The organism is Methanobrevibacter sp. (assembly GCF_045611865.1).
GTDB lineage: Archaea > Methanobacteriota > Methanobacteria > Methanobacteriales > Methanobacteriaceae > Methanocatella.
Genome location: NZ_JAZKXX010000026.1, coordinates 1 through 16,766, shown reverse-complemented (window position 1 = coordinate 16,766; position 16,766 = coordinate 1). Strand labels below are relative to the sequence as shown.

Below are 16,766 nucleotides of genomic sequence, written 5' to 3'. Positions count from 1 at the left end.
TTAATAATTAACTTTCTATGAGGGTTTGGTATGCAAGAAGAAATTTTACAATTATACGAAAAAATACAAGATCAAATTTCACAAGAAGAATTCCTCGCTGAAATGGAGGAAGTTCGCGAAAGCTTTGGTTTAGATTTTGTAAACGACATTGATTGTGCTCGTGAAGTCTTAAAAAACCATGGCATTGACATTAATCAAGGACTCCCTAAAGAGGAATCTGGTTTTACTATGACTGACGAAATAAGGGAAATCTATGATGAAGTTAAGGATAAAGTATCTGAAGAAAAATTTTTAGAAAGAATGGAATTTCATAAACAGGAAAATGAACATGCTTCATTTATGAATGATGTTACCTTTGCAAACATGGCTAAAGGAGAATTTGTAGATGAAGAAGTTGAAACAGTTTCTGAAAAACCAGAATATTCAGTTGATACTATTGACAAACTCGAAAAAGGTAGTAGAGATGTAACTATTTCAGGTAGAGTTATTTCAATTTCAAATCCAAGGTCATTTAAAACTCGTAAAGGTGCAAGTGGTGAAGTTTGTAATGTTGAGTTAAAAGACAATACTGGTGAGATAAGAGCAGTATTTTGGACTCAAAATATAAAACTTATTAAAAACTTTAATGAAGGAGACATTATACAAATCAAAAATGTAGACATTAAAGAAGGATATTCAGGTCTTGAAGCGAACTTAAGACCAAGATCAACTGTCATACATTTAGAAGAAGACCCTTCAAAATTCCCAGTTTATGAAGAAACAATCACAAACATCGCTGATATCAAAGCAGATACTAAAGTTAATATCATTGCAAGAATCGTTAGAATTCCAACAATAAGAAGTTATGAAAAAAATGGAAAAGAAGGAAAAGTGGCATCCCTTGAATTACAAGACGCTTCTGGAAAAATTTCTTACACATTATGGAATAAAAACGTTGAATTAATTAAAGATTTAGGTTTAGAAGACGGCGATACAATTAAAATACTTCAAGCCCAAGCACGTGAAAGAATGAATAGGGATGGTGAAAATGAAATTTCATTAACTCATTGGGATGGAAGAATAGTTAAAGGAGACTTTGATGTTCCAGAAATCAAACAAGAATTTTCCCAAATTGGTGATTTAAGCGAACAAAAAGATGTTTCTATTAAAGGTATTGTAGCAAGACTCCAAGACATTAAAACATTTATAAGAAAAACAGACCAAAGTGAAGGTAAATTAAGAAACTTTGATGTTAGAGACTCAACTGGTGATATTAGAGTAACTGTCTGGGGTGACGATACTGATTTACCATTAAATAAAGGAGACATTGTTAAAATCATTGGTGGTGAAGTTCGTTATGATGAATATACTCAAAGCCAATACTCAATGAATACTAATTTCAATACTCAAATTACTATTAATCCTCAAAACTTATCAATTGAAGAATTAGATGAATTCGAATCTTTAAGAAACGAATTAAGGCCAACTCCAATTGGTGAAATTTATGCAATTGATGATGATGGAATCGAACTTGATGTAATCGGCAGAATTCTTTCAATTGATGAAGCACGTGAATTTGATAGAGATGACGGTACTGTTGGCATCGTCCGTTCTGTTCTTTTTGCTGATGAATCTGGTAAAGTTAGATTATCTTTGTGGAATGAAAGAGCTCAAGAAGAATACAATGTCGGAGATGCATACCAAATTGAAAATGCAAGAACTAGACTTGGAATGTATAGTGTCGATTTAAACATTGGTAGTGGTGCTAGATTAATTAAATTATCAGAAGAACAAGCATCTGCAATGTTTATACCTGAATTATCTACATTAGAAAAAGCTCTTTATGATTATAAAAATATTAGCGATATCGATGAAGATGATCAGGATGTCATTGTTGTAGGCAGAGTCATTGAATTGTTTGATGCACGTGAATTTGATAGGGATGATGGCAGTGTAGGTCATGTGAGAAACATGGAAATTGCAGATGATTCAGGTTCTCTTAAAGTTGTCTTATGGGATAAAGATGCTCAAAGAGAGTTTGAAATTGGTCAAGCAATCAAATTACAAAATCCTCGTTTTGGATTAGACATGGATAATCGTATTGAAGCTACTGTAACTAGAAGCACTGCTGTTCTTGAACCAAGTGAAAGTGAGCTAGAAAAATTACCTTCCCAAGAAGAATTAATGGAAATGATTTTTGTTTCAAAACCTATTGAAGCTTTAGCTGAAGACGACACTAATGTATGTGTGACTGGTACTATTAAAGAGATTGGTACTGAAAGGACTATACTTAAAAAATGTCCGAACTGTAGAGCTAATGTTGAAGAAACAATTGATGAGTATGTTTGTGATAATTGTGGTCATACATTTGATGAACCTAATTATTTATTCATGATTCCTACAAGAATCGAAGATGACACTGGAGAGATTCAAGTTACATTTTTCGATAACTTAGCTGAAGAATTAATTGGAATGAAAAAAGAAGAAGTTATTAGCCTTATTGACGATGGTTACGGAATAGAAGATAAACTTCAAGATTTGGAAGGAGTAACTGTTGAAATAATTGCTAATGTGAGTTTTGACGAATACAATGAAGAAAACAGGTTAAGTCCTAAAAGAATTATATCTAAATATTATTAAATAAATTAAAGGAATGGTTGTTATGGTTGAATTAAGTGATTTACCAGGTGTTGGTGAAAAAACCGCAGAAAAATTAGTAGATGCAGGTTTTGCAGATATGATGAGATTAGCTACCGCAACTCCAAAAGAATTATCTGTTAAAGCAGAAATTGGAGAAGGTGTGGCTGAAAAAGTTATCGAAGCTGCTCGTAGATCTGAAAATATTGATTTTGAAACTGCATACGATGTACTTGAAAGAAGAAAAGATGTTGGTCATATTACTGTAGGTAGCCAAGAATTCAATGATTTAATTGGTGGTGGAATTGAAACTCAATCTATCACTGAAGTATTTGGTGAATTTGGATCTGGTAAAAGTCAAATTTCCCATGAATTAGCTGTTACTGTTCAATTACCTGAAGAACTCGGTGGTCTTGATGGAGAATGTGTATTTATTGATACTGAAAACACTTTCCGTCCAGAAAGAATAGAACAAATAGCAAACGGATTTGAATTAGACGTTCAAGAAGTTTTACAAAGAATTCATGTTGCTCGTGCATTCAACTCTTCTCACCAAATTTTAATGGTTGATAAAATCAATGAACTTATTCAAAGTGGTAATAATATCAAATTAGTCATTGTTGATTCTTTAATGGCTCATTTCAGAGCTGAATATGTTGGAAGAGAGTCTTTAGCTGTAAGACAACAAAAATTAAATCAACATTTACACTCCCTTCAACAAATTGCTAATACATACAATGTTGCTGTATTTATTACTAATCAAGTACAAGCTAAACCGGACTCCTTCTTTGGAAGCCCTACAAAAGCTATTGGTGGGCACGTTTTAGGTCACGCTTCTACTTATAGAATCTGGCTTAAAAAAGGTTTAGCTGGAAAAAGAATCGCACGTTTAGTCGATTCTCCTCATTTACCTGAAGGTGAATGTGTATTTAAAATTACTAGCGAAGGTATCGTTAGCTAATTTTAATTTTCTTTTTTTTAATTAATTTTATATACTTTTAATTTTTAATTATTATATCATGAATACAATTGAAATTACTATTTTATCAATCATTTTAATGATTGGTTTGGGTTATTTTTTAAAAAGAATTGATTTTTTAAGTCAAAAAGATATTGATCCATTTAATAAAATAGTAATGTATATCTTGCTTCCGTGCATGATTTTTAATGCATTGTACAATGCGGACATGTCTTTAATTCCGAAATTAGGTATTTTACCATTTATTATTTTATTTTCTTCTTTAATAACTGGTGTCGTTTCATATTTTATTTTAAAGCAATTTAACTTAGATGATAAGAAATTATGGTCAGTTTTAGTCACTGTCATGATAGCTAACACCGCTTTTATGGGGTATCCCGTTACTTTGGGAATTTATGGTCAAGATGGTTTTTTAAGAGCTATATTTTGTGATATTGCAACATTAGTTATATTTTTATCACTGTCTTTTGTTTTAACTTTAAAATTTGGAGGCAGTGTTAAAAAATCTGTTAAAAAAATTGCATTGTTTCCATCATTATGGGCTGTCATTTTAGGAATTCTGCTTAATTTATTAAATATCCAAATTGGTGCTGTTTTTGAAAACACCATTAATTACTTAGGTCAAGGTGCTATTCCTTTAATTATGATTGCTTTAGGTTTATCAATTGATTTAAGTGCTATTCGAAGGTCAAAATCAATGATCGGATTCACGTCCATCATGAAATTGGCTTTTTTCCCGTTTATTGCTTTTTTATTTGCTACACAAATTGGTCTTTTGGGTTTGGAACACACTATATCAATTGTTGAAGCTGCAATGCCTTCTGGAATGATGTCTTTACTTCTTTCGATTACTTACAAACTAGATTATGAATTGACATCAGATTGTATTTTAATCAATACTGTAATCTCTTTGATTACACTACCCCTAATTATTGTGATACTTTAGCAAAAATAATTATTATTTTTTATAACCTAAATTTTTTATTTTTTAAAAAAATTATAATAAAGCTTTTTTTACCTTAAATTTCGTTAATTAATCTTTTTTATTTATTTAAAGCTAATATAACTCCGTTTTTTATTTCTAATATATAAACTTTACTCTAAGATTTTTTCAGAAAGCTTTATAAGTGTGTTCTTACTACATATGTATATCTAATACTATGTAAAAATTCTAAAAACTTATTTTAAAATTGCAATTTTTTATGTATATTAGATATTTTTCACGACTTGTACAAGGTGAATTATATGGCAGAAGAAATAAATAATAACGAAGAAGTAAGGATAGGTGTTTTCGTTTGCCACTGTGGTGTAAACGTTGGTGGAGTCGTTGACTGTCCTGATGTCGCAGAATACGCAAAGACATTACCTAATGTAGTATTTGCAACTGATTACAAATACATGTGTTCCGACCCAGGTCAAGCAATGATTCAAGACGAAATCAAAGAGAAAAACTTAAACAGAATTGTTGTTGCAGCTTGTTCCCCTCGTCTTCACGAACCTACTTTCCGTAGATGTGTAGAAGAAGCAGGATTAAACAAATTCTTATTTGAATTTGCTAACTTAAGAGAACAAGACTCATGGGTACACATGAACGAACCTGAAGCAGCTACCGCAAAAGCAAAAGACTTAACACGTATGGCAGTTGCTAAAGCTAGATTACTCGAACCATTAGAAGCTACTAAAGTAGCAGTAGATAACAAAGCATTAGTTATCGGTGGTGGAGTAGCAGGTATCCAAACTGCATTAGATTTAGGTGACATGGGATTCAAAACCTACATGGTAGAAAGAAACCCAACCATTGGTGGAAGAATGGGACAATTAGATAAAACATTCCCAACTCTCGACTGTTCAATGTGTATTTTAGCACCTAAAATGGTAGACGCTTTCAAACACGAAAACATTGAATTAATTTCTTACGCAGAAGTTAAAGAAGTTGACGGATACATCGGAAACTTCAATGTAAAAGTTGAGAAAAAACCTAGATATGTAGATGAAGATTTATGTACTGGATGTGGATCCTGTCAAGAAGCTTGTCCTATCGAAATACCTAACTACTACGACGAAGGTGTAGGTATGGTAAAAGCTGCATTCATCCCATTCCCTCAAGCTGTACCATTATGTGCAACTATCGATAAAGACTACTGTATCGAATGTAACTTATGTGTACAAGCATGTGGTCCAGGGGCTATTGATCACAATCAAGAAGCAACTGAAATTGAATTAGAAGTTGGTACTATTGTTGCAGCTATCGGTTACGACCCATTCGACCCATCTGGAATCTACCAATACGGTTACGGACGTTTCTCAAACGTAATTACCGCTATGGAAATTGAAAGAATGATTAACGCATCAGGTCCTACTGGTGGTCACGTAATCAAACCTTCCGACGGTATCGAACCTAAACGTGTAGCATTCATCCACTGTGTAGGTTCAAGAGATGAACAAATCGGTAAACCATACTGTTCCAGAGTATGTTGTATGTACTCCATGAAAAACGCTCAATTATGTATTGACCACGAACCTGACACCGAAGTAACTTGTTACTACATGGATATCCGTTCTTTCGGTAAAGGATACGAAGAGTTCTACAAAACATCTCAAGAAAAATACGGTATTGAATTTATCAGAGGTAAACCTGCACAAATCTTCGAAAACGATGATTTAACCTTAACTATCAGAGCAGAGGATACTTTACTCGGTAAAGTAACTGAATACACTTACGATTTAGTTGTATTAAGTGTAGGTCTCGAACACTCCGCAGGATCCGACGAACTCAGACAAACCTTAGGTCTTTCCAGATCTGCAGACGGATTCTACATGGAAGCTCACCCAAAACTCAGACCTGTTGACACTTTAACTGATGGTGTTTACATTGCTGGTGTAGCACAAGGTCCTAAAGATATTCCTGACTCCGTAGCACAAGGTTCAGCTGCAGCATCCAGAGCAGCAATCCCAATGGCTAAAGGAGAAGTAGAAATCGAACCTATTATTGCTTCCAACGATGAAACAGTTTGTGGTGCTTGCCAAGTATGTGTTGAATTATGTCCATTTGATGCTATTTCAATTGCAACTGGTGTAGGTGGAAAAGAATTTGCACAAATTAACTCCGCATTATGTAAAGGATGTGGTACTTGTGTAGGTGCATGTCCATCTGGTGCTATGAACCAACAACACTTCAAAACCGAGCAAATTATGGCACAAATCAGTGCTGCTCTTGAAGACTTAGGTAAATAGATTTAGAGATTTATTCTCTATTTCTTTTTTCTTTTTTTTAACTTATTTTACAAATTTTTATTAAATACTTTTTTTCATAACTCTTATATTATACGAAAAACATAAATTACATCATAATTATTTAATTGGATATTAGGTGTAGTAAATGACTAATTATCATGATGAAATTTTAAATTTTGAAAAAATTGCAAAAGAACATACTGAATACATGAGAAATAGTATCAATCTTATTGCTTCTGAAAATGTTACTAGTGTAGAAGTAACTGAAGCTTTAGCAACTGATTTTGCTCACAGATATGCAGAAGGACAAGCATTTGAGAGATTCTACGAAGGTTGTCAATACGTAGATTTAATCGAAGATAAAACCAAAAAACTTTCATGTAAATTATATGACTGTGATTATGCTAATGTTCAACCTGTTTCTGGTGTAACTGCAAATTTAGCTGCATTCTTTGGTTTTTCAGAACCTGGTGATAAAGTAATGGCACTTGAAGTACCATCTGGAGGTCACATTTCTCACGCTGATGTAAGCGCAGCCGGTATTCATGGTTTAAAAACTGTATTCCACCCATTAGATAAAAATGTGATGAATATTGACATTGATGCAATGAATAAAAAAATCTTAAAAGAAAAACCACAAATTGTTTTATTCGGTGGAAGTTTATTCTTATTCCCTCACCCTGTTAAAGAAGCTCGTGAGGCTGCTGATGAAGTTGGAGCTACAATCATGTATGATGGAGCTCATGTTTTAGGTCTTATTGCTGGAGGGAAATTTCAACAACCTTTAAAAGAAGGAGCAGATTTAATGATGGGAAGTACCCACAAAACATTCCCTGGTCCACAAGGAGGAATTATTCTCTCAAGCAAAGAAAATGAAGAAGTAATTGACGAAGCTGTGTTCCCAGGTGTAGTAAGTAATCACCACTTACACCATTTATTAGGTTTAGGTATTGCAACTGCTGAAATGTTAGAATTTGGTGAAGATTACGCAAAACAAACTATTAAAAATGCTCAAGCTCTTGGTCAGGCAATGTATGAAAGAGGATTCAATGTATTATGTGAAGACCTTGGCTTTACCGAGTCTCACCAAATCGCTGTTGATTTAAGGAATATTAGATCTGCATCAGATATTGCAAAAGAATTAGCAGACAATAACGTAATCTTAAACAAAAACCTCTTGCCAGGTGATGACAGAGATAATTCTGATGATCCATCAGGTATCAGAATAGGTACTCAAGAAATCACAAGAAGAGGCCTTAAAGAAAAAGAAATGGATGAAGTTGCTGAATTCATTAGACGTGTTGCAGTTGATAAAGAAGATATCGCTGATGAAGTTGCTGAATTCATGAACCAATACACAAAACTTGATTATTCATTCTCAGACAGAGAAGCTTACCAATACCATAGATTAGATTAAAATGAGAATAGGATTTGCATTTACTGGTGCCGGTCATTTACTTAGGGAATCAGTGAAATTAGCTGAAAAATTAGCTAAAGACCATGAGGTTACTATATTCTTGTCAGGCGCAGCTGAAGAAGTTCTTAATATGTATGGACTTTATGATAGGGTTGTTAGCTTAACTGGCGGTAAATATCGTGAACTTGCTACTGATTCAAACCAAAAATTTTCATATCCAATTACTGGTCGTTTGTCTTTAGGCAAATATGACCTACTTATAGTTTCACCAGCTACAGCAAATACTGTTTCAAAAATAGTCTATGGTATAGCTGATACTCTCGTTACTAATGCAGTGGCACAAGCTGGAAAAGGTGCAGTGCCAGTTTATATGGTACCAGTTGACATTCATCCAGGTCCAATTGACACAGTTTTACCTTCAAAGATGGAATTATCTAAGTGTCAAAGCTGTGATGATTGTGTTGCATCACTGGCATGTGAGCAAGGTGCTATTATACCTCACGAAGAGATAGACTTAACAAAATGTATTGGTTGTGGATTGTGTAGAAATACATGCCCATATGATGCTATATCTGAAGGTAAAATCATTACAATCTACATGAGAGACATTGATATTGAAAATACTCGTAAATTAACTAGTATTGATAATATTCAAATATTTGAAAATCCAGAGGAAATCTTAGATAAAATCTAATTTTTCTCCTATCTTTAATTTTAATAAATCTTTTTTCGTTTCTAGAATATATTTAGCTTGTTTTTTTGGTTTATAAAATTTCCAGGGTTTCAATGTTACTTTTTCAAAAATTACTTTGTTTTCATCTAGAAAATAGGCGTCTATTGTAAATTTCATGAAATGAGTGTGGATAGACGAGTCTTTAAGATTTGTAAATAATAGTGCAAAATCAATATCTTTTTTTCCCATCAATCCTTTAAAACGTTTAAAAAAAGTATTAGCACGTACAATTTTGATTTCAATTAGTTCATTATTTGTTTTATTTAAAATCATGAACTAATTATTTTTATTTAATATTATTTAAATTTTTAACGAGGTTAAATCAATATTGACTCATGTAAAAGTCTTTTTTTCAATTTCTCCACTTATCATATCTTTTAGTGCAGTTTCAAACTTTTCGGTTGAAAATACTCCAGGAATTATAAGTCTGTCTTCTTTTAAAAACAATATAAAACATGGGGTTGCGGTAATTCCATTGTTAATGGCTTCATCCTTATCAAGTTCCATTTCAATATTGTAATAATTTTGTTCCAAGATTTTTAAAGCTTCATATTCTTCAATACCGCAGGAAATAGCAATATCTTTTAATATTTCGGTTTTATAGATGTTTTCGTTTTTAACAAGATTTGCTTCAAATATCTTGTCAACAAGTTCTAGTGTAACTTCCGGATGTCTGTTCTGTGCGAATTTTGTTAATCTCAAAGCATCTTTGGAACTTACAAGTAACATATCTTTGTAATTGATGTTCAAACCATCTTCATTGGCTATCTTTTCTATTTCAGAAATTTCAACTTCCGCTTCGTCTAGTGGGACTCCATATTTTTCAGCGTATCTTTCTGATGTAGTCATTGTCTGCCTTTTTCCTAGTGTAGGCTCAAGTTCAAAAGATCGCATTTCCCATTCAACATCCACACCAACATTTTCAACAGCTTTTTGAAGACGTTTAAGCCCAATATATGAATACGGACAATTATAATCGATTAAATAAACAATTCTCATTTTTTATCATCTTTTTTCTTTGATTTGTCCTTTTTGGATACTTTGTAAAGTTTTACAATGTTATCTACAGTTCTAATAATTGTATTGTATTTTCTGTAAAATCCCATAGATTAATATTTAAAATTAGTATTATATGTATTTTAGTCTAAAATCAATTTAAATCTTATAATAATAGTTAAATGTAGAGTTTGATAAAGATATTATAAAGGCAAAAAAGAGTGAATTTTGATGAATCTTAAAAAATATTTTTTAATTTCTGCTTTATTAGTCGTGTTATTAGTTAGCATCAGCGCTATTAATGCCACATCGGATGATTCACTGGTTAATTCTACATTTTCAATTGATGATGGTAATCTTATTTTGCAGAATACCACACAAGATAATCTAGAAAGCAATGTTGACTCATCTAGTAGTTTAGAACAATCAAACAAAAACAGTAATACATTAAATACTACTGCTAAGACTACTTCATCAAAATCAAATTTAAAAATCAATACTCCATCTAACTTTGTTAAGAAAGGAAGCAAGTACTATTTCTATTTAGTTGACTCAAAGGGCAATCCAGTAACAAATAAAAAATTGAGCTTAACTTTCAATGGAAAAATCTATGAAAAATCAACAGATAAAAATGGTAGGATTGCTCTTAAGGTTGGATTGTCAAAATCATCTTCCTCTATTAAAGTCACCTTTAAGGGAGATAAGAAGTATAAAGCATTTTCTAAAAAACTTAATTTTTACATTGAAGAATCAGTTCCATTCAAAATTGGAAACTCAAAATTACTCACTAACGGTTATCTTAGAATTTATTTGAACGGTCCTAAAAAATTGATTTCTCATAAAACCGTTAAAATCATCATTGGAAAGAAGGTTTTTACAAAAAATACATCTTCTGAGGGATTTGTCGTTATAAAACCTCAGGTTGCTCCTAAAAAATATACTGTCACTGTTAAATACAATAAGTATAGATATTCCAAAAAGATTAATTGTATAAATGGTAATGTATCAGATCCTCTAAAAGTGTCCATTCCAACTAAAAAGGGTGTTCCAGACATTGATTTAATGCCTGGGAATTATGTTATGGGTGATAATAATGGGCGATACACCCTTAAAAAATCACAATATCTTGAAGTTATCAAAAGGGATAGCTATTCTTTATATCTATATGGAAAATTATCAAAATACACATTCTTTAAAGTAAAGTCCTCTCCTAATACTTATCACATCATGAAACGTGAAAAGTGGAATGTAATTGAAAGGACAATCAATACAATTGTTGTTAAGAAGAACAAGTATAACTATTGGCCAAGTTCAGTCACGGTTTCTCTTAAGGGAAAGTCATATACGTACTCTGAGGTTCGTGATATCCAAAATTCAATTTATTCCTGCGGACATGCATCAGCCAGTGTCTGTAGTCAGGCTTTAAGAAATTATCATTCTGAAAAATTCTTCGAGAAAAACATGGTTGGGAAAAAGGGAGTAAATATACCGGAAGTTAAGAAAGGTCTGGAAAAATATAATTTCAAAACATATTATTTTAATAAAAAAACTCTCAACGATGCCTTGAAGGAATTAAAAAATGGAGCTGCACTAATAGCATATCTTCCACGCCATTATGTGTCCATTATTGATGTAAGTCCGGATGGTAAGAAGATTTTGGTAAGTAACTCTTATGGTGATTATAATGTCGGTGGATTAAATAAGGTTCCAACAAATTGGGTTTCGTTGAAGTATTTCAAGACCAAATTTGCCAATACGGGTTTGGTTGTTAAACTCGATTATAAACTATCGAAAAATACTGAAAACCAGATTAAGAACTTTTACTCAAGCATGGGTCCTAACTGGCAAAGACAAAATACTAAGGAAAGAATTCCAAATATAGGATTATAACTTATTTTCTTGATAATCCTTTCAATTTTTAAAAATTTATATATAAGGTTTACAATATAACTTATAATGACTTGATAATTTTTATTATACTATCATTATAATGAGAATTTAACATTAATTAATTGGTGAAAATATGAATGAAATAGCTAGGACATTTACATCAGAATCAGTAACTCAAGGGCACCCGGATAAAGTTGCAGATATTATTTCTGATGCTATATTGGATGCATATATGGCACAAGATAAATTTTCACATGTTGCATGTGAAACTTGTGTAACAACTGATTTTTGTATGGTATTTGGTGAAATAACTTCCTCAGCCCACATCTCAGATGAAGAAATTGAAAAAATCATAAGGGATACAATTATCGAAATTGGTTATGATAAGCCTGATTTAGAGTTTGATGGTCATACTTGTGAAGTTGTAAACAGACTCCATGAACAATCCGCTGATATTAATCAGGGAGTAGACCGTGGAGATGAAGAAACTGGAGCTGGAGATCAAGGTATGATGTTTGGATTTGCAACTAATGAAACTGAATCATTAATGCCATATCCAATTGATCTTGCTCGTAAATTAACTAATAAATTAACTGAATTAAGAGAGTCTGGTGAAATTCCATACTTAAGACCTGACGGTAAAGCACAAGTGTCAGTTAACTATGATGAAGAAGGCAATGTTGTTTCACTTGATGCAGTAGTATTGTCAACTCAGCATGATGAGACAGTTTCTGACAATCAGGAACAATTAAAAGCTGATATTCGTGAAAAACTCTTTAAAGCAGTTATTCCAGAAGAATTAATGACTGAAGATACTAAAGAACACATTAATCCAACTGGAAAATTTGAGATAGGTGGTCCTCATGGAGACGCAGGACTTACCGGTCGTAAAATCATTGTAGATACTTATGGAGGATATGCTCGCCACGGTGGAGGAGCATTTTCAGGAAAAGACTGCACAAAAGTAGATAGAAGTGCATGTTATATGGCAAGATATATTGCAAAAAATATTGTAGCAAGCGGGCTTGCAGAAAAATGTGAAATTCAATTATCTTATGCAATTGGAGTTCCAGAACCAACTTCCGTATTGGTAGATACAAAAGGCACTGCTGTAGCAGACCTTGATTTTGATAAAATAGTACGTGATAACTTTAAATTAACCCCTGATGGAATTATTGAAACATTAGGTTTAAGAGACACTTCTTACAAACAAACTGCTAAGTACGGTCACTTCGGTATTGAAGGTCTTCCATGGGAAAAAACCGATAAAGCCGAAGATTTGAAAAAATATATTAAAAATTAAGAATTTTTAAGTGATTTTCAATTTGAGAGTTTTTAATACTCTCCATTATTATTTTTTTGTTTTCAATTTAATCTTTTTTTTTAAATTTAATTTCTATTATTAATCTAAAATTTTTTTTAATTTTTAAAATATTCAAAAATCGTAAAAACCTTTATTTAATATCTAAAACAAAATATAGAATATTATAAATTATTAATTTTGAGGAGTTACAATGCCAATAAAAGAGGCAGATAAATCATACGATCACGATAAAATAGAAAAGAAAGTTCAAAAATTCTGGAAAGATGAAGATACTTTCAAAAAAGTAAATGAACTTAGAGAAAAAGGACCTAAATACTCATTTTTGGATGGTCCCCCATACTGTAGTGGAAAAATACACTTAGGTACAGCCTGGAACAAAATCATTAAAGATTCCTATTTGCGTTATAAGTCAATGAATGGATTTAGTTTAAGACGTCAGGCTGGATGGGACATGCATGGACTTCCAATTGAAAATAAGGTAGAACATTTAATGGGCATTCAATCAAAACAGGAAATTGAAGACACTATCGGAATGGCAGCTTTTGTAGATAAATGTAGAGAATTCGCTATTGAAAACAAAATAGCTATGGAAGGCCAATTTGACCAGTTAGGTGTTTGGATGGATTGGGATGACCCATACATGACTTTGGACCCAAAATATATGGAATCCTCTTGGTGGACACTTAAAAGAGCAAATGAGCAAAATTTACTTGTCAACGACCAAAGAGTAATCAGTTGGTGTCCTCACTGTGGAACAGCTCTTGCCGCTGCTGAAATTGAATATGAGGAAAAAGTTGATCCCTCTATTTTCATTAAATTCCCAGTCACTGGTGAAAAAGACACTTATTTCTTGGTTTGGACAACTACTCCATGGACACTTCCTGCAAACCTTGCAATTTGTGTAAATCCTGAATTTGATTATGTTTATGTTTTAAAAGACGGCGAAACTTACATTTTAGCTGAAAACTTAATGGAAGATGTTTTAGGTAAACGTATTAAAATCCACAGAACTAAAATTCCTGCAGAAAATGAAGGTGAAGAAGACCAAATCATTGAAGAGGAAGAAGTAAGATATGAGATTATAAAAACAGTTAAAGGTTCTGATTTAGTTGGATTAAGTTATGATTATATTTTAGCTGATGAAATTCCAAAACAAATGGAATTTGATAAAGAAATTGAAAAAGTTCACACAATTTTACCTGGAGACCATGTAGAGCTTGGTGAAGGTACTGGTTTAGTACATACCGCACCGGGACATGGTCCAGATGATTTTGAAGTAGGTCAAGCTAACGGACTTCCAATTTTCTGTCCTGTCGGCGAAGATGGATGCTTCACAGAAGATGCAGGTAAATATGCTGATAAATTTACAAAAGATGAAAACTCCCAAATTATTGATGATTTACAAGCTAAAAACTTAATGTATCATGTAGAAACCATTGAACACAGATATGGAGTATGTTGGAGATGTAAAACTCCTATTATCTATCGTGCTACCAAACAATGGTTCTTGAAAGTAACAGACATTAAACAAAAAATGTTGGATGAAATTGGAAAAGTTGAATGGGTACCTAAATGGGCCGGAGAAGGCAGATTCTATGATTGGGTAGACAATGCTCGGGACTGGACAATTTCAAGACAAAGATTCTGGGGTATTCCAATCCCTATTTGGGAATGTCCTGATTGTGGAGAACTAAAGGTTATTGGTTCTCTTGATGAATTAAAAGCTGAATCATTAAATGAAATCACTGTTTCAGATTCCGAGCTCATTCACAGACCATATGTTGATGAAGTCGAAGTAAAATGTGATAAATGTGGTCAGACAATCAAAAGAATTCCTGATGTATTGGACGTGTGGATTGACTCTGGAGTTGCAGGTTGGGCATCTCTATACTATCCTGAAGAAAAAGAAAAATTCGAGGAATGGTATCCATATGATTTCATTACAGAAGGCCATGACCAAACCAGAGGATGGTTCTACTCTCAACTAGGTACTGGAGTAATTTCAATGGGTAGAAGTCCATATCAAAAAGTATTGATGCACGGATTTGTATTGGATGAAAATGGAAATAAAATGTCCAAATCCCTTGGAAATGTTGTATCTCCAGAGGAAGTAATTGAAAAATACGGAGCAGACGTACTTAGATTCTACTTATTGTGGGCTTCAAAGCCATGGGATGATTTAAAATTCGTATGGGAAGAAATTTTAAACATTAACAAAATGTTTAACATTTTATGGAATATATATGTATTTTCAACAACTTACATGTCTTTAGATGACTTTAATCCGATTGGTTTAACTGATGATGACATGATTTTAAGAGCTGAAGATAAATGGATTATATCCAAAGCAAATACATTAGTTAAGGAAGTAGCTGAGGATTTAGATAATTTATTCTTCCATAAAGCAACTAGAAAAATCAATAATTTCATCCTAGAAGATTTAAGCCGTTGGTATGTAAGACTCATTCGTGGAAGAACATGGGTTGAAAGTGATGATCCGGATAAATTAGGAGCATATTACAGCTTATATACAGCACTTGTCAAATTAATTTCTGTATTATGTCCAATTGCGCCTCATGTAAGTGAAGAAATCTATGAAAACCTTGTAAAAGGAGTAAATCCGGATGCACCTGAAAGTATTCACATGAATGATTGGGGATATGATGAAGATGCAATTGATACTAATTTAGAAGCTAAAATGGATGTTGTTCGTGAAGTAATTGATGCATCTATTAGAGCACGTGATATTGCACAATACAAACTCAGATGGCCGGTTTCAGATATCACTGTTGTATCTCAAGATGAAGATGTCTTAAGTGCTATTGAAGAATTAACTGACATTATTAAAGACCAATCCAATACTAAAGAAGTTTTATGTGCTAGTGAATTTGAAAAATTATCATTTATTGCAAAACCGAATCTTAAAATTTTAGGTCCAAAACTCAAAGGAGATATGGGTAAAGTTGTAAAAGGCCTAAAAGTAGCTGATGGTAATCAAATCAAAGCTGAGTTAGATGCTAATGGTAAGGTCATAGTTGAAGGAATTGAATTGACAAGTGAAGAAGTATTGTTCGATTCAGAACTTCCAGATGACTTTGTATCATCAGAGTTTGAAGGCGGAAATGTATTTGTAAATACTAATATCACATTAGAGATTAAGCAAGAAGCTATGGCTCGTGAATTAATCAGAAGAATTCAGGACATGAGAAAAGACCTTGATTTGGATGTTGAAGCAAACATCAATGTCGATGTTGAAACCTCAACAGAATTTAAGGACTTAATTGTTCCACAATCTGAATTTATATCTCATGAAGTAAGGGCAAATAGCTTAATCATTACAGATACAGAAGAATGCAGTAAAGATTCTAAAGATTATACCAAAGAATGGGATATTGAAGGAGAAAAAGTAATTATTTCAATTAAAAATTAAGGGTGTTAACATGACTTTAGCCGATTCTGAAATTGAATATATTGAGGGAATCCTTGGAAGAGAAATGAATGAACTTGAAGAAGGAATGCTTGATGTAATGTTTTCAGAGCATTGTTCTTACAAAAGTAGCAGACCATTTTTAAGAGC

Annotated in this window: 12 protein-coding genes; 10 read left to right on the top strand and 2 right to left on the bottom strand. The window is 32.6% G+C overall.

Going from position 1 to position 16,766, the window contains the following annotated elements; all coding sequences use genetic code 11:
- Positions 1–30: 30 nt before the first annotated feature.
- The 6 genes from ACKI32_RS02785 to ACKI32_RS02760 all read left to right on the top strand — a co-directional run bounded on the left by ACKI32_RS02785 (position 31) and on the right by ACKI32_RS02760 (position 8,940).
- Positions 31–2,619 carry an OB-fold nucleic acid binding domain-containing protein gene (locus ACKI32_RS02785; RefSeq protein ID WP_407413263.1) on the top strand — a complete coding sequence of 863 codons (2,589 nt, stop codon included), beginning with the start codon at positions 31–33 and terminating at the stop codon, positions 2,617–2,619.
- Between the two features lie 22 nt (positions 2,620–2,641).
- The gene (gene radA / locus ACKI32_RS02780) at positions 2,642–3,577 is read left to right on the top strand and encodes a DNA repair and recombination protein RadA (protein WP_407413260.1); all 936 of its coding nucleotides are present in this window, start codon (positions 2,642–2,644) and stop codon (positions 3,575–3,577) included.
- Between the two features lie 58 nt (positions 3,578–3,635).
- Positions 3,636–4,541 carry an AEC family transporter gene (locus ACKI32_RS02775; protein WP_407413258.1) on the top strand — a complete coding sequence of 302 codons (906 nt, stop codon included), beginning with the start codon at positions 3,636–3,638 and terminating at the stop codon, positions 4,539–4,541.
- Between the two features lie 299 nt (positions 4,542–4,840).
- Positions 4,841–6,829 (top strand): 4Fe-4S binding protein, encoded by a 1,989-nt coding sequence (locus ACKI32_RS02770; protein WP_407413256.1) that lies wholly within the window; start codon positions 4,841–4,843, stop codon positions 6,827–6,829.
- A gap of 145 nt (positions 6,830–6,974) precedes the next feature.
- Positions 6,975–8,246 carry a serine hydroxymethyltransferase gene (glyA, locus tag ACKI32_RS02765; protein WP_407413254.1) on the top strand — a complete coding sequence of 424 codons (1,272 nt, stop codon included), beginning with the start codon at positions 6,975–6,977 and terminating at the stop codon, positions 8,244–8,246.
- Position 8,247: 1 nt separating this feature from the next.
- Complete coding sequence (locus ACKI32_RS02760; protein WP_407413252.1) at positions 8,248–8,940, top strand: dihydromethanopterin reductase (acceptor); 693 nt, start codon at positions 8,248–8,250, stop codon at positions 8,938–8,940.
- Here ACKI32_RS02760 and ACKI32_RS02755 read toward each other — a convergent pair.
- Together ACKI32_RS02755 and ACKI32_RS02750 are read right to left on the bottom strand one after the other, a co-directional pair.
- Positions 8,926–9,252 carry a DUF192 domain-containing protein gene (locus ACKI32_RS02755; protein WP_407413250.1) on the bottom strand — a complete coding sequence of 109 codons (327 nt, stop codon included), beginning with the start codon at positions 9,250–9,252 and terminating at the stop codon, positions 8,926–8,928. The genes ACKI32_RS02760 and ACKI32_RS02755 overlap by 15 nt on opposite strands.
- 60 nt (positions 9,253–9,312) lie before the next feature.
- Positions 9,313–9,978, bottom strand: a complete 666-nt coding sequence (locus tag ACKI32_RS02750; protein ID WP_407413248.1) for a DsbA family protein — start codon at positions 9,976–9,978, stop codon at positions 9,313–9,315.
- A 228-nt stretch (positions 9,979–10,206) separates the two neighbouring features.
- Here ACKI32_RS02750 and ACKI32_RS02745 point away from each other — a divergent pair, with 228 nt between their 5' ends.
- From ACKI32_RS02745 to ACKI32_RS02730, 4 genes are all read left to right on the top strand, one after another.
- Positions 10,207–11,865: a hypothetical protein gene (locus tag ACKI32_RS02745; RefSeq protein WP_407413246.1), complete on the top strand. Its 1,659-nt coding sequence runs from the start codon at positions 10,207–10,209 to the stop codon at positions 11,863–11,865.
- A gap of 133 nt (positions 11,866–11,998) precedes the next feature.
- A complete protein-coding gene (metK, locus tag ACKI32_RS02740; RefSeq protein WP_407413244.1) occupies positions 11,999–13,168 on the top strand; it encodes a methionine adenosyltransferase in 1,170 nt (389 codons plus the stop codon).
- Between the two features lie 211 nt (positions 13,169–13,379).
- A complete protein-coding gene (gene ileS, locus ACKI32_RS02735; protein ID WP_407413242.1) occupies positions 13,380–16,619 on the top strand; it encodes an isoleucine--tRNA ligase in 3,240 nt (1,079 codons plus the stop codon).
- 10 nt (positions 16,620–16,629) lie between these two features.
- The coding region (locus ACKI32_RS02730) for a hypothetical protein (protein WP_407413350.1) at positions 16,630–16,766 on the top strand (137 nt) is incomplete at its 3' end.

Excerpts from the sequence above, each read along its gene's own strand:
- ACKI32_RS02750 (WP_407413248.1), bottom strand. The coding sequence starts at position 9,978 with ATGAGAATTGTTTATTTAATCGATTATAATTGTCCGTATTCATATATT.
- metK (WP_407413244.1), top strand. The coding sequence starts at position 11,999 with ATGAATGAAATAGCTAGGACATTTACATCAGAATCAGTAACTCAAGGG.
- ileS (WP_407413242.1), top strand. The coding sequence starts at position 13,380 with ATGCCAATAAAAGAGGCAGATAAATCATACGATCACGATAAAATAGAA.
- ACKI32_RS02770 (WP_407413256.1), top strand. The coding sequence starts at position 4,841 with ATGGCAGAAGAAATAAATAATAACGAAGAAGTAAGGATAGGTGTTTTC.
- radA (WP_407413260.1), top strand. The coding sequence starts at position 2,642 with ATGGTTGAATTAAGTGATTTACCAGGTGTTGGTGAAAAAACCGCAGAA.
- ACKI32_RS02775 (WP_407413258.1), top strand. The coding sequence starts at position 3,636 with ATGAATACAATTGAAATTACTATTTTATCAATCATTTTAATGATTGGT.
- ACKI32_RS02755 (WP_407413250.1), bottom strand. The coding sequence starts at position 9,252 with ATGATTTTAAATAAAACAAATAATGAACTAATTGAAATCAAAATTGTA.
- ACKI32_RS02760 (WP_407413252.1), top strand. The coding sequence starts at position 8,248 with ATGAGAATAGGATTTGCATTTACTGGTGCCGGTCATTTACTTAGGGAA.
- ACKI32_RS02785 (WP_407413263.1), top strand. The coding sequence starts at position 31 with ATGCAAGAAGAAATTTTACAATTATACGAAAAAATACAAGATCAAATT.
- glyA (WP_407413254.1), top strand. The coding sequence starts at position 6,975 with ATGACTAATTATCATGATGAAATTTTAAATTTTGAAAAAATTGCAAAA.
- ACKI32_RS02745 (WP_407413246.1), top strand. The coding sequence starts at position 10,207 with ATGAATCTTAAAAAATATTTTTTAATTTCTGCTTTATTAGTCGTGTTA.